Below are 13527 nucleotides of genomic sequence, written 5' to 3'. Positions count from 1 at the left end.
CACCGCCCCCACAAGGGGCGGCCTCGGCGGCAGGACACGGCTTCCCGGAAGGGTGCCGTGGTGCGCCGGACCCGGCAGGTGTTCGACGTCTACGGGGGACCCGGTGCGTTTTCAGTTGCTCGGCCCGCTCAGCATCACCGACGGGCATGACGTGGCCGTCCTCCCGCCGGCCAAGCCCACCTCGCTGCTGGCGGCGCTGCTGGTCCGGCCCGGCGAGGTGGTCCCGGCGGACCGCCTGCGCAGGGCGGTGTGGGGCGAGGCGCAGCCCGCGGCGGCCAAGGCGGCCCTCCAGAGCTGCGTGCTGCGGCTGCGCCGGCTCTTCTCGAAGTACGGCGTCGAGGAGCGGTCGGTGCTCGCGGTGGCCGGCGGCTACCGGCTCTCGGCCGACGGCGACACCCTGGACCTGCTGCACTTCCGCCGTCTGGTGTCCGAGGCGGCCGGCGCCGGCGACTCCGAACTCCCCCTGCTGCGCACGGCGCTGGGGCTGTGGCGGGGTCCGCTTCTCGCCAATGTGCCCTCGGAGCTGCTGCACCGGGACGAGGTGCCCCGGCTGGTCGAGGAGCGCCTGCGCGTCCTGGAGCGGGTCTGCGAGATCCAGTTGGCCCGGGGACGATGTCGGGAGGTCCTGGTGGACCTCTGGGAGGCCACCCGGACCCACCCCCAACACGAGGGATTCGCCGCACAGTTGATGCGCGCCCTCTACCGGGCGGGCCGTCAGCGGGAGGCGCTGGCCGAGTACGGGCGCATCCGTTCCCACCTGCGGGACGAACTCGGCGTCGATCCCGGCGCGGAACTGCGGGGGCTGGAACTGGCCATCCTGCGCGGCGAGGAGCCCCACCGCCCTGCCGAGGGCCCCGCCTCGCTCACCCGGCCCCGCACACCGGACGACACCCCCGCCGTCGGCCCCGCCGAGACCACCGCCACGCCACACGCCCACGACCACCGCCACGCCCACCACCACGCCACCCCGCTCGACCTCCCGCCCCCGCCCGACACCGCGCCCGCGCCCGCGCCCGCGCCCACCCCCGCCGTCGGCCCGGAGCCGGCGCACCCGCCCAGACCCCCGCTCCCCCGCGTCCCCGGCTTCACCGGCCGCGCCCGCGAGAGTGCCGACCTCGTCGCCCACCTCGACGGCGGCCCGGCGGACGGACAGCGCGACGCCGCGCCCGTCCTCGCGGTGATCTCCGGCGGCCCCGGCATGGGCAAGACCGCGCTGGCCCTGCACGCCGCCCGGCTGGCGGCGGATCGGTACCCGGCGGGAGGCGTCCTGCTGCCGCTGACCGGGCCCGACGGACGGCCGCGCCGCGCCGACGAGGCGTCGGCGGCCCTGCGCGCCACGCTCCCCGGCACCGATCGCGGCCCGTGTCTGGTGATCCTCGACGACGTGGTCCACCCGGACCAGGTGCGCGGCCTGCTCGACCTGACCGGGCGCGGTGCCGTCCTGGTCACCAGCCGGCTGGGGCTGGCCGCGCTGGTCGCCACGCACGGACCGGCGGTGCTGCGCCTGGGCGCGCTGCCGTCCCGGGACTCCCACGCGCTGCTCACCGCCGTGCTGGGCGCCGAGCGGGTCGCGGCCGAGGCCGCCGCAGCCCGCGCCCTCACCGACACCTGCGGGCACGTGCCGCTGGCGCTGCGGATCGCCGCCGCCCGGCTGCTGACCCGGCCGAAGCTGCGCCTGGCGGACTACACGGCGTGGCTGCGCCGGGACCTGCCGGGCCGCCTCGCCCTGCCCGACGATCCGCGGATGTCCGTACCGCTGGCCCTGGACGGGGCCCTGGACCGGTTGCCCGGCCCGCTGGCCGAAGCCCATCTGCGGCTGGCGCGGCTGGGCGGGCGGATCACCCCGGCGGGCGCGGCCGGCGCCCTCCACGTCCCGGAGACCCGGGCCGAGGAAGTCCTCGAACGGCTCCTCGACGCGGGGCTCCTGGACGAGGAGCAACCGGGGGCGCTCCACATGAACCCCCTGTTCCGCGCGCACGCGCTGCACCGGGCCGCCCGGACCGGCGGGCTCCCGCCGGCCGTCCCCGTCCCCCAGCGGCGGGCGTTGCCGTCCGGAGCCACCTGACGGCCGCCGGACGAGCCGTCGTCCGACGCACCCCCGCGGGTCCGGCCCGCACCCGTACCCACCGCGTTTCCCCCCGAACCACCCGAGTGGCCCCCAGGCCCCGACCCGGAGGTGTGACCCCGCATGCCCAGGACGCCGTACGAGGAGACCGCGGACACCCGGCCACGGGTGCGCCGCGACGTGCTGTACACCGAGACGCCGACCGGCGTGGTCTTCCACAACGCCGACGGCGGCTTCCAGCTCAGCTCCCCGTCCGCCTACCGGTTCGCCACGCTGCTCGTCCCGCACCTGGACGGGAGCCGGACCGTGGCGGAGATCTGCCAGGGCTTCCGGGAGCCGCAGAAGGCGATGGTGGGCGGGCTGGTCAAGGCGCTCTACGCCCGCGGCTTCGCCCGGCCGGTGCCGGACCCCGCCGAACCGGGACCGGACGCGGCGCTCGACCCGGCGGTCGCCGCACGCTTCGGCCCGCAGATCGCCTACCTCGACCACTACGCCGACGGTGCCGAGCGCCGGTTCGCCGCCTTCCGCACCACCCGCGTGGCGGTGCTCGGCGACGGTCCGGTCGCCCGCTGGTGCGCGCTGTCCCTGCTGCGCAACGGCTGCGCCCACGTCGGCGTGGACCCGGCCCTCGCCCAGCACCCGGCCGGGGACGGCGAGTTCGCCCCCGTACGGCAGGAGGCGGAGGAGCTGGCAGCGGCGGGCAGCCCGGCCGAGGTGGCGGTGCTGCCGGGCGCGGCGTCCGGCGGGGCGGGCGGCTGGGCCGCGTACGAGGGGTACGGCGTGGTGGTCGCCGCGGGAGGCCGTGACGCGTTCGGGACCACGCTCGCGCTGCTCGGCGAGGGCGTCCCGCGGGGGCGTCTCCTGCTGCCCGCCTGGACCTTCGGCCGCCGGGCGGTGGTCGGGCCGGTCGCCGCGCCCGGCGTCGCGGGCTGCCCGGCCTGTGCGGCGCTGCGGCTCGGCGCGAGCGGGGACCCGGCGGTCGCGGCGGAGCTGTGGAGCGGGCAGGCCCTCGGGGACTCCCCCGGGCAGGTGCCGCGCGGGCCGCTCGCCGCGATGCTCGGCAACCTGCTCGGGTACGAGGTGTTCCGGCTGGTCACCGAGGCGCTGCCGGCGGAGACGCGGGGGCAGGTGCTGCTCCAGGACATGGCGTCCTTCGACGTCCTGGCGGAGCGGCTGCTGCCGCATCCGCGCTGCCCGCACTGCCGGACCCCGGCCGGTGCCGTCGAGCCGGTGGACCTGGGCGAGGCCCCCGAGCGGCCCGCCTTCCGGCCGGTGGTGGCCGCCGCGCCGGACGACGGGGCGACCGAGGGTCCCCTCGCCGTCCTCGACGAGCGGGGGCTCGCCGTCCGGCCGTCGGTCGGTGTCTTCACCCGGTACGCGGACGAGCCGGTCACCCAGACCCCGCTGAAGGCCGGTGCCGTGGAGGTCCCGCTCGGCGCGGCCGGCACCCGGACCGTGGTCGCCTTCGACGTGCACCACACGGCGGGTGCCCGGCTGCGGGCGCTGGAGGCCGCCGCCGTGGTCTACGCCGAGCACGTGGTGCCCGCGGTGCCCGCGGCCGGTGCGGACGCGGCGCCCATGGTGGAGCCGGAGGCGCTGACCACGGCCACGGGGGCCGGGGAGGGGCCGGTCGCCTCCTGGGCGGCGGGGGTGTCGCTGCTGACGAAGGAGCGGGTGCGGGTGCCGGCGGGCGCGGTGCGGCCCTTCGGCCCGGACAACCCGGACCGCCGGTTCGAGCCGACCCGGGCCGGGGCGGGCGCGGGCGCGGGTCTGCCGGGTGCGGCGGCGGCCGGGCTGCTCTCCGCGCTCGCGCACGACGCGCTGCTGCGGGCGGTACGCGGGGCGGGGCGGACGGCGGTGCTGCCCCCGGCGCTCCTGGGTGACGACCCGGAGACGACCTTCCTGCTGCGGTCCGCCGGGCACCTGGGACTCGACGTGGACCTGCTCGACCTCGGGGAGGCGGAGCACAGCGGCGTGTCCGTGGTGCTGGCCCGGACGCGGCCGGCCGAGGGGCGGGGCGACTGGGCGGTGGGCGCCGCGCTGGACCGGACGGCGGCGGCCGTGGACGCCCTGCGGGACCTGCTCGGGGAGGTGCAGCTCGCCGCGGAGGGCGTACTGGGCGCCCCCGACACCGGCGACCCGCTCCTGGCCGACCTCGACCCGGCCCTGATACCGGTCACGGCCGAGGCGCCGCCGGTCCTGATGCCGGTCACGGCCGAGGCCCCGCCGGCCCCGACGCCCCTCACCGCCGAGGACGCCTCCGGTGGACGGCCGCCGGTCACGGGCTGGGCGGACGTGCTGGCCCGGCTGGCCGGCGCCGGACGGGACGCCTTCGTGGTGCCGACGCACGCGGCCGACCTGCCCGCCGCCGGTCTGCACACGGTACGGGTGCTGCTCACCGAGGCGGCCGGCGATGACCGCTGAGCTCGTCGAGACGCCGGTCGTCGGCGCGGAGCCCCGGGACGAGGCGTGCGACCGCTTCGCGCGGGACCTCCGCCGCGCCCTGGCGGAGCTGCCCGGCGATCCGGACCGCCCGCTGCCCGAGGTCACCGTGGCGGCGCTCGGGGTCCGGGACGCCTTCACCGAGCCCCCGGTCGGGGACCGTTCGGCGCTCCCGGTGCACCTGTACGGGCGGCACGCGCTGGTCGGCCCGTGGCCCGGCGGGACGACCCCTGGGGAAGCCGGCGGAGAGCCCGGCGGGAAGCCCGGCGGGGAGCCCGGCGGGGAGGCGACCGGTGAACGCCCCGGCTGCGCCACCTGTCTGCGCCGGCGCTGGCAGGGCGTGCGCTCGGTCGGTCTGCGAGAGGGGCTCGAACTGCGCGGCGGTACGAGGGAGTCGGGGCCCTGGCCCTACGGGGTGCCGTTCGCCGCGCAGGCCGTCGCCGCGCTGATCGCCCGGATCGGCGCCGGGCCCGGTACGGACCCGGGCCCCTTCCCCGACGTATGGCTGATCGACCTCGACGACCTGACGAGCCGTCATCATCCGCTGGTGCCCGAGCCGGACTGTCCCAACTGCGGCACCCCGGAGCCGTTGACCGCCGAGTCGGCCGTCCTCGCCCTCGGCCCCGCGCCCAAGTACCGGCCCGGGGTGAGCCGGGTCCGGCCGCTGGACGCGTACGGGCTGCCGGTGGACGCCTTCGCCAACCCGCACTGGGGCGCGGTCGGCCCGTCGGTGGTGTGCGACGTGACCTCGCCGACCACCTCGGCGACGGTCGGCTGCTTCTCCAGCCGCTCCGGCGACTACCTGCGGGAGACCTTCTGGGGCGGGCACGCCGACAGCTACCACGACAGCACCCGGATCGGTGTCCTGGAGGGGCTGGAGCGCTTCGCCGGGATGCGCGCCCGGGGCCGCCGGCTCACCCTCACCGCCACGCTGGACGAGCTGGGACCGGACGCCGTCGACCCGCGCGAGACCGGCCTCTACACCGACGCCTTCCACCGGGCCAACCCGTGGGTGCCGCCGTTCACCCCGGACCGGCCGGTGCCCTGGGTGTGGGGATGGTCGCTGCGCGACGCGCGGCCCCGCCCCGTGCCCGAGGTCCTCGCCTACTACCACAAGCCCGGCATCGAGCACCGGTTCGTGCAGGAGAGCTCCAACGGCTGTGCCTCCGGGGGCAGTCTGGAGGAGGCCGTGCTCGGCGGGCTGATGGAGGTGGTGGAGCGGGACGCCTTCCTGCTCGCCTGGCACGGCCGGCAGCCGCTGCCGGAGATCGACCCGGCGACCAGCGCCGACCCGCACACACGGATCATGGTCGAGCGGATGACCCTGTACGGGTACCGGGCCCGGTTCTTCGACACCCGGATCACCTTCCCCGTGCCCGTGGTCACCGGGGTCGCCGAGCGGTTCGACGGCGGGCCGGGGCGGATGTGCTTCGGCGCGGGGGCGGCGCTCGACCCGGAGGCCGCGCTCGCCGCCGCGCTGTGCGAGATCGCCACCGACTCGGTGCAGCTCCTCCAGCGCTTCGAGCGCGACGAGGCCGCCTACCGGGCCATGGCCGAGGACCACGAGAAGATCACCAGCCTGCACGACCACCCGCTGGTCTACGCGGTGCCCGAGATGGGCCGCCACGCCGACTTCCTGCTCCGGCCCGCGTCGCCACCCGGCACGAGGAGCGTGGCCGAGCTGCGCTGGGCGGACGCCGACGGCTCCGGCCCCGACGTACGCGACGATCTGCTCGCCGCGGTCGGCGCCGTGACGTCCGCCGGGTTCGACGTGGTGGTCGTCGACCAGACCGCGCCCGAGCAGCGCGCCCTCGGCCTGCACACCGTGAAGGTGCTGGTGCCGGGGCTGCTCCCGCTCGACTTCGGCTGGACCCGGCAGCGCGCCCGGCACCTGCCCCGCACCCGTACCGCGCTGCGCGAGGCCGGGCTGCGGCCGGACGACCTGACCGAGTCCGGTCTCCACCCCGGCCCGCACCCCTTCCCGTGACCGGCCGCCCGTACGCACCCGGCGCGAGCGCGCCGAAGGACCACCGCACCGAGGAACCGAGGCCCCGAGGAAAGGGGGAGCCCATGGGATACGCCCATGAGTACGCGCACGCCGTCCTGCACCGCGGCCGCGTCCCGATGGAACCCACCGACCACGTCGTGAACTGGGCCGACGGCCCGCGCAAGGGCAAGTTCTACCCGGACGCCGAGGCGTTCGCCCTGCCCGGCACCGAGGACCTCCCCGACGTCCCGGTCGCCCCGGGCCTGCTGCCGGGCACCGGGCCGGAGCACCCGGAGCAACAAGGCGGCCAGGACGCCGGGTTCGGGCTGCCGCTGCTGTCGGCGATGCTCAAGGACTCCTACGGCCTGACCGGGCGCCGGCTCGGCGTGCAGGCCAACACCGACCTCGCCGGACTGCCGTTCTACACGCACGCCAACTGGTCGCGCGGCACGGCGGGCGGCGGCGGCCTCTACCCGGTCACCGTCCACTGGGCGTCGGGGCCCTCCGGCCCGCTCACCCCGGGACTGCACCACTACGACGTCCAGCGGCACGCCCTGCAACGGCTCCTCGTCGGCGACGTCACCGGCCGGGTCCGCGACGCGCTCGGCCCGGACGCGCCCGCCGACGCCCTCGACACCGACCAGTACCTGATCCTCGGCATCAAGTACTGGCAGAACTCCTTCAAGTACAACAGTTTCTCCTTCCACGTGGTCTGCACCGACCTCGGCACCCTGGTGCAGACGTGGCGTGTCTGGGCCGCCGCCCGGGGCCTGCGGATCGCGCCGGTGCTCTGGTTCGACGAACCCCGGCTGAACGGGCTGCTGGGCGTGCCGGGCGAGCAGGAGGCGGTGTTCGCGGTGGTGCCGCTGCGCTGGGAGCGGCGCGGACGGGCCGAGGCGCCCGCGCTCCCGGTCACTCGGCCCGGTCACGACCCCGCCGTACGGCACCGGGACGCCGAACGCTCGCGGACGCTCCGGGACTTCGACGCGCTCGGCGCCATGCACGCCGCGACCCTGGCGGGCGCCGCCGACCGGCCCGCCCCCGGCGCGCTGGCCGCCGCCGCGGCGCTCCCCGACGACGGCGGCGGGGTCCGCGTGCCCCTGCCCGCACCGGCCTTCCCCGGGACCGGTCTGCGCCGCACGCTGCGCGAACGCCGGTCCAGCTTCGGCCGGTTCGACGCCCGGCGCCGGGTCGGCACCGGCCCGCTGTCGGCGGTGCTCGCGGCCTGCGCCCGGACCCGGCTGGCCGGCGACGCCGACCCGTCCGGCGAGATCCGCCTCGCCCGGCTGTACGTCTTCGTCAACCACGTGGAGGGCGTGGAGCCGGGCGCGTACGCCTACGACCCCGACCGGGGCGACCTGCGCCTGGTCGCCGCCGGAGCGCAGGGCACGTTCCTCCAGGAGAACTACTTCCTGGCCAACTACAACCTGGAGCAGGCCGGGGCGGTCCTGCTGCCGACCGTGCGGACCACGGCGGTGCTGGACGCGCTCGGCGACCGCGGCTACCGGCTCGCCGTCGGCACCGCCGGGGCCGTCTCCCAGAGCTTCTACCTGGCGGCAGCCGCCGTGGGCCTGGGCGCCGGGGTGGCGCTCGGCTTCGACAACGTCTCGTTCGTCGAACGGCTCGCCCTGGACGGCGGCGACGAGGCCCCGCTGCTCGTCATGGCCCTCGGCCACGAACGGCCGGCGCCCGCCGACTTCCGCCACGAGATCGCCTGACGGCCAAGAGGACACCGATGACCACCACAGACTCCGCCCCGGCGGACACCCCCACCCGCCCCGACGACGCCCACTGGGAGGTCGGCCGGCGGTTCGTGCTGCGCGCGGCCGGGCTGCCCGTCGAGGCCGTGCACCCCCTGCGCTGTCCCGGCACCCGGCGCTGGGCCGACACCGTCCTGGACGAGGAGGAGCGGCTGCGGGCCGCCGGCGCGGACCTCAGCGATCTGCTCCACGCCCTGGTCAAGTCGGCCGGCGGACCCGACGAGGAGCGGGACGGCGCCGCCGTGCGCCGCGGGCTGCTCGCGCTGCGGCGGCAGGTCTTCAACAACCGGCTCCCGGCCGACCCGGAGGCCGCCGTCGGTCTCGTCTCCGGGCTGGACCCGGAGGCCGGCGAGCACACCGCCGAGTGGCTGCGGGACCGGGCCCGGCTGGAGGAACTGCGGGCCGAGGGCGCGCGGTTGCTGGACGGCGAACTGCGGGCGAGCAGGCGTGCGTTGCGCGAGGTGCTGGCCGACGACCGGCTGCGTCACGGGCTGCTGCTCGCCTCCCCCGCGCTCGACGGACGGCTCGACGCCTACCTGCGCGACGCCAGTGCCCGACCGGCCAACCGGATGCGCAAGATCGAGCGTTCGGCGCTGACGTACCTGTACCGCACGGCCCTGAAGACCAGCCCCTTCAGCACCTTCACCGGCATCGGCCTCGGCACCTTCGCGGGCGAGGCGTCCGACGAGTCGGCCGCGCTCGACGCCGGGGAGCGGTGGGTGAGCCGGGTGCGGCTCAACGTGGTGGCGCTGGCCCGGCTGACCGAGCTGATCACCGCTGCCCCGGGGCTGCGCCGGGACCTGCCGGTGGTGCTCTCCCCGGGCTGGGGCCGCGACGCCGACCGCATCCGCTACGTACGGCACGTGACGACCGCGGGCGACGACCGGGCCGCCGTCACCTTCGACGCCGTCCGCGACCGGCTGTTCTTCCTGCGCAGCAGCGGCACCCTGGAACGGCTCCTCGACTGGCTCGGGGGGCGCGGGACGCCGGTGCGCCACCGGGAACTGGTCGACTGGCTGGAGAGCGAGCACGACGCCGGGCGCGAGGCGTGCGAGCGGTACGCGTCCGCCCTGCTCGACCTCGGCATGGTCCAGGTGCCGGTGCTCCGCCCGGACGTGCACGACCGCGACCCCCTCGACGCCTACCGGTCCGCCCTGCGCTCGCTCGACGTCCCCTGGGCCGACCGCCTCGCCGGAGCGCTGGACGGCCCCGCCGACTGCCTCGCCCGGTACCCGGCGGCCGATGTCGCCGAGCGCCGCGCGCTGCTGAGCACCCTGCGCGCCCAACTCCTCGACGCCCAGCGCGAGGTGGGGGCCGAGGAGCCGACGCTGCCGCAGACCCTGGTGTACGAGGACGTCAGCGCGGGCGACGACCTGGTCTGCGGTCCCGCCGTGCTGGGCGGGGAGACCGGCCGGGCGCTGCGGGCGGTCGAGGGCATCCTGCCGCTGTTCGACCTGACCCTGCCGCAGCGGATCACCCTGCTCGGTTTCTTCCTCGCCCGGTACGGCCGGGGCGGGCGGTGCGACGATCTGCTGGGCCTGGTCCACGACTTCCACGAGGACTTCTTCGACCAGTACGTGTCCTTCACCGCCAAGCGGGGCTCCTTCGCCGAGGACGGCTCCTACCTGCCGGAGGAGAACTGGCTCGGCCAGGAGGAGATGCGGACCCTCGACCGGGCCCGCCGCCACTTCCACACCGGCATGCGCGCCCTGTGGGAGGAGGCCGCCGGCCGCGAGAGCGAGGAGATCGAGCTGCCGGCGGAGCTGCTTGCCGGCACGACCTCCGAACTCGCCCCGCTGAGCGGTCACTTCGTGCCGCAGAGCCACCACGTCCAGCTTTCCCGCCCGCCCGGCGGCCGTCCCCTGGTCGTGCTGAACAAGTCCTACGGCGGAGTGGCCTTCCCCTTCAGCCGCTTCACCCACCTCTACGACGGCCCGGCCGCGCCCGTGGACGGGGCGGGGGCGGCGCCGTCCGGCCTCTCCGAGGCGCTGCGCGCGGAGCTGGCCGCCCGCTGCCCCGAGGGCGCCGTGCTCGCGGAGGTCACCGGCGGTCCGGTCAGCAGCAACCTCAACCTGCACGGACGGCTCACCGGCCACCAGATCGTCTGTCCGGGCGAGACCAGCACCGTGCCCGGCGAGGCCCGCATCCACCTCGACGACCTGTACGTCGAGCACGACGAGCGGGCCGGCCGCCTGGTGCTGCGCTCCCGGCGCCTGGACCGCGAGGTCGTCCCGGTCTACCTCGGCTACCTCGTGCCGATCGCGCTCCCGGAGATCCCCCGTACCCTGCTCCTGCTCTCCCCCTCCACCATGGCCCCCTTCGACGTGTGGGCCGGGGTCCCTGAGGGCGTCTCGCGGGACGGCGTGACCCGCCGGCCCCGGGTCCGGCACGGCAACGTCGTGGTGAGCAGGCGGAGTTGGACGGCCGACGCGGAGGCCCTGCCGGTCCGCCCGCCGGGCTCCGGCGAGGAGGAGCACTACCTGGGGCTGCGCCGCTGGCAGCGCGCCCACGGCCTGCCCGACCGCTGCTTCGCCACCGTCTCCCGCCCCGGCCGGGGCCCGGCCGGCGCCAAGCCCGTCCACCTCGACTTCGACAGCCCGCTCTCCCTGTCCGTCTTCGACGCGCTGGTGGAACGCGAGCCGGGCAACCGGGTGACCTTCCGCGAGATGCTTCCCGCCGAGGACGGACTCCACCTCACCTCACACCACGGCCGGCACGTCGCCGAACTCGCCGTCGAGACCTACACCAGTCGCCAACTCCCCCCGCCCGCACCGCACTCCGCCCCGGAGGTCGCACCGTCATGCCCGAACTGACCGAGCCCGCGGCCTTCCGGCCCGCCCCCGGCGAGACCGCCTCGCCCTGGCTGGCGCTGCACGTCTTCTACGCCGCCAACCCCCAGCCCCTGCTGGTAAACTGTGTGCGCCCGCTGGTCGACCGGCTCACCGAGGACGGCCTGCTGTCCGGCTACTTCTTCATCAATTACTGGCTGGAGGGCCCGCACGTAAGGCTCCGCCTGCGCCCGAGCGGCCCCGACGCCGAGGCCGAGGTGCGCCGCCGCGCCGAGGACGCCATCACCGCCTTCCTCACCACCCGCCCCGCCCTCTACGAGGTCGACTCGGGGTTCCTCAAGGACTTCTACAACTCCCTCTTCGACATCGAGTTCCCCGGCGAGGACCGGGACGCCTACATGGGCGCGGACGGCCGCATGAACCTGAGACCCAACAACTCCTTCTCCCACGAGGTCTACGCACCCGAGTACGCCAAGTACGGCGGACCGGCCGGCGTCGACCTCGCCGAATGGCACTTCCGGCACTCCAGCGACCTGGTCCTGGAGGCGTACCGGAGCATGAACCTGCACCTGCGCACGGTGCTGCTCGGCACCTCCGCCCAGCTCATGATGGTGATGGCGAGCTGCTTCCTGCCCGAGGAGGAACGGCTCGCCGACTACCTGGACTCCTACTACGCCTTCTGGCACCGGCTCTTCCCCGGCACCGGCTTCATCGGCTCCACCGAGTACGAGAAGACCTACGAGCGGATGGCGCCCTCGCTCGGCGCGCGCTTCGCCCGGTTGCGGCAGGCCGTGGCGAGCGGCGACCTGTCCAGGCTGCCCGCCTTCCTGCGCCGCTGGGCCGAGCACTGCCTCGAACTCCGGGAGCGGGTGGCGGAGTTGACGGAGCGGGGTGAGCTGGCCTTCCCTGCCTGGGAGGGCCCGGCCCGCGAGGACAGCGGACAGCAGCGGACCGAGGACGCCGACGCGGCGCCGCTGGTCACCGTCACCCACCTGCCGGCGGTGCTGCCCCGCCTGCTCTCGCCGTACATGCACATGACCAACAACCGGCTGCACGTGACCATCCGGGACGAGGCGTACCTCGCCTTCGTCCTCGGCCGGGTGCTGCGCGAGCCGGCCGCCGGACGGAACGCCTCATGAGCACCACCGGCCACACCGACCCCGCCCCCACGCCCACCACGGCGACCGCCGCCGACGGCGCCCCCGACGGTGCCTCCCACAGCGCCCCCGACGGCTCCTCCGCCCCGGCGACCGGCCCGGACACCACGCCCCGGGCCGCCGCGGGCCCCGACGGTCCGGCCGCCGACGGCCCCGCCGACCGACCCGCCCTCCGCACCGCCGACCGCACCCCCGACCGCTCCGCCGCCCTGCGCGCCTACCGCCCCGCCCTGCGCACCGGCGTGCTCATCGGCCCGCCCCTGCTGCGCGGACCGCGCACCGTGCACCTCATCAAGCACCCGGTGAGCGGCGCCGCGTTCGAGGTCGGCCCCAAGGAGCACTTCGTCATCAGCCGCCTCGACGGCAACCGCACCCTCGACGACGTCGTGACCGCCTACGCGGACCGCTTCCACCGCCGGCTGCCCGAGGAGCAGTGGACCCGGCTGCTCGGGCTGCTCGGCACCCGCGGCCTGCTCGCCGGCTCCCCCGACCCGGCGCCGCCCGAGCCCCCGCCGGCCCGCGCCAACACCTTCTGGAAGGGCAGTCGGCGCACCGTCGCCGACGCGCACGCCACCGCCGGGCGCCTGCACCGGCTGCTACGCCCGCTGCTCCACCCCTGGGTCCAACTCCCGCTGGTGGCCGCCGTGCTGGTGATGACCGGCGCCGTCCTCGCCGACCCGCCCGCGCTGCTCGACGGGACACGGGAACTGCTCGGCAGGCCGCTCGCGCTGGTCCCGTTCGCCGTGTTCCTCTGGATCAGCGTCTGCCTGCACGAACTCGCCCACGGCATCGCCGCCCGGCACTACGGCGGCACGGTCACCGAAATCGGGCTGCGCTGGCGCTTCCCGGCGCTCATGATGTACTGCACGGTCGACAACTACCTGTTCCTGCCCGGCCGTCGGGCCAAACTGGTGGTCGCCGCCGCGGGCGCCTACGCCAACCTGCTGCTCCTGCTGCCCTTCGCGGTGTGGTGGGTGCCGCTCGACCCGGCCGACCCCGTCCGGCCGCTCCTGACCGGCATGCTCTTCGTCGGCATCGTCCAGGCCCTCAGCAACCTGGTGCCGCTGCCGCCGCTGGACGGCTACCGCATCCTCGGCCACACCCTCGACACCGCCAACCTCGCCCCCGAGACCCGTACCTACCTCGCGCTGCGCCGGCGCGGACGCGACGCAGTCGCCGCCTACCCGCCGCGCGCCCGCCGCCTGTACACGTCCTACGCCGTCACCGCCGCCGCCCTCGTGCTGCTCGCCGCGGCCGGCTCCGTCACCGCCGTCGTCCTGCTCGTCCTGGACTGACGCCCCGAACCCGAAAGACCACGCGATCATGA

The 13527-nt window shown here is 76.2% G+C and carries 7 protein-coding genes; all 7 read left to right on the top strand.

The genetic code is table 11. The features are described 5' to 3' along the window. Nucleotides 1-103: 103 nt before the first annotated feature. The 7 genes from J5Y05_RS01480 (at nucleotide 104) to J5Y05_RS01450 (ending at nucleotide 13495) form a co-directional block, all read left to right on the top strand. On the top strand, nucleotides 104-2065 hold the full coding sequence (locus J5Y05_RS01480; protein WP_210867889.1) for an AfsR/SARP family transcriptional regulator: 1962 nt from the start codon (nucleotides 104-106) through the stop codon (nucleotides 2063-2065). Between the two features lie 123 nt (nucleotides 2066-2188). After that, nucleotides 2189-4489: a TOMM precursor leader peptide-binding protein gene (locus J5Y05_RS01475; protein ID WP_210867888.1), complete on the top strand. Its 2301-nt coding sequence runs from the start codon at nucleotides 2189-2191 to the stop codon at nucleotides 4487-4489. Further along, complete coding sequence (locus J5Y05_RS01470) at nucleotides 4479-6494, top strand: TOMM precursor leader peptide-binding protein (protein WP_210867887.1); 2016 nt, start codon at nucleotides 4479-4481, stop codon at nucleotides 6492-6494. Before J5Y05_RS01475 ends, J5Y05_RS01470 begins: the two co-directional genes overlap by 11 nt. A gap of 83 nt (nucleotides 6495-6577) precedes the next feature. Next, nucleotides 6578-8212, top strand: coding sequence for a nitroreductase family protein (locus J5Y05_RS01465; RefSeq protein ID WP_210867886.1), 1635 nt, complete (start codon nucleotides 6578-6580; stop codon nucleotides 8210-8212). 17 nt (nucleotides 8213-8229) lie between these two features. Continuing rightward, entirely contained in the window at nucleotides 8230-11067 is a 2838-nt protein-coding gene (locus J5Y05_RS01460) for a lantibiotic dehydratase (RefSeq protein ID WP_210867885.1), read from the top strand. Continuing rightward, nucleotides 11055-12182: a lantibiotic dehydratase C-terminal domain-containing protein gene (locus tag J5Y05_RS01455; RefSeq protein WP_210867884.1), complete on the top strand. Its 1128-nt coding sequence runs from the start codon at nucleotides 11055-11057 to the stop codon at nucleotides 12180-12182. Before J5Y05_RS01460 ends, J5Y05_RS01455 begins: the two co-directional genes overlap by 13 nt. Beyond that, nucleotides 12179-13495, top strand: coding sequence for a metalloprotease (locus tag J5Y05_RS01450; RefSeq protein ID WP_247613990.1), 1317 nt, complete (start codon nucleotides 12179-12181; stop codon nucleotides 13493-13495). Before J5Y05_RS01455 ends, J5Y05_RS01450 begins: the two co-directional genes overlap by 4 nt. Nucleotides 13496-13527: the final 32 nt, after the last annotated feature.

This window comes from Streptomyces tagetis (assembly GCF_018069565.1).
GTDB lineage: Bacteria > Actinomycetota > Actinomycetes > Streptomycetales > Streptomycetaceae > Streptomyces > Streptomyces tagetis.
Note: the sequence above shows the minus strand (reverse complement) of the source record. Positions and strands in the feature narration are given on the sequence as shown.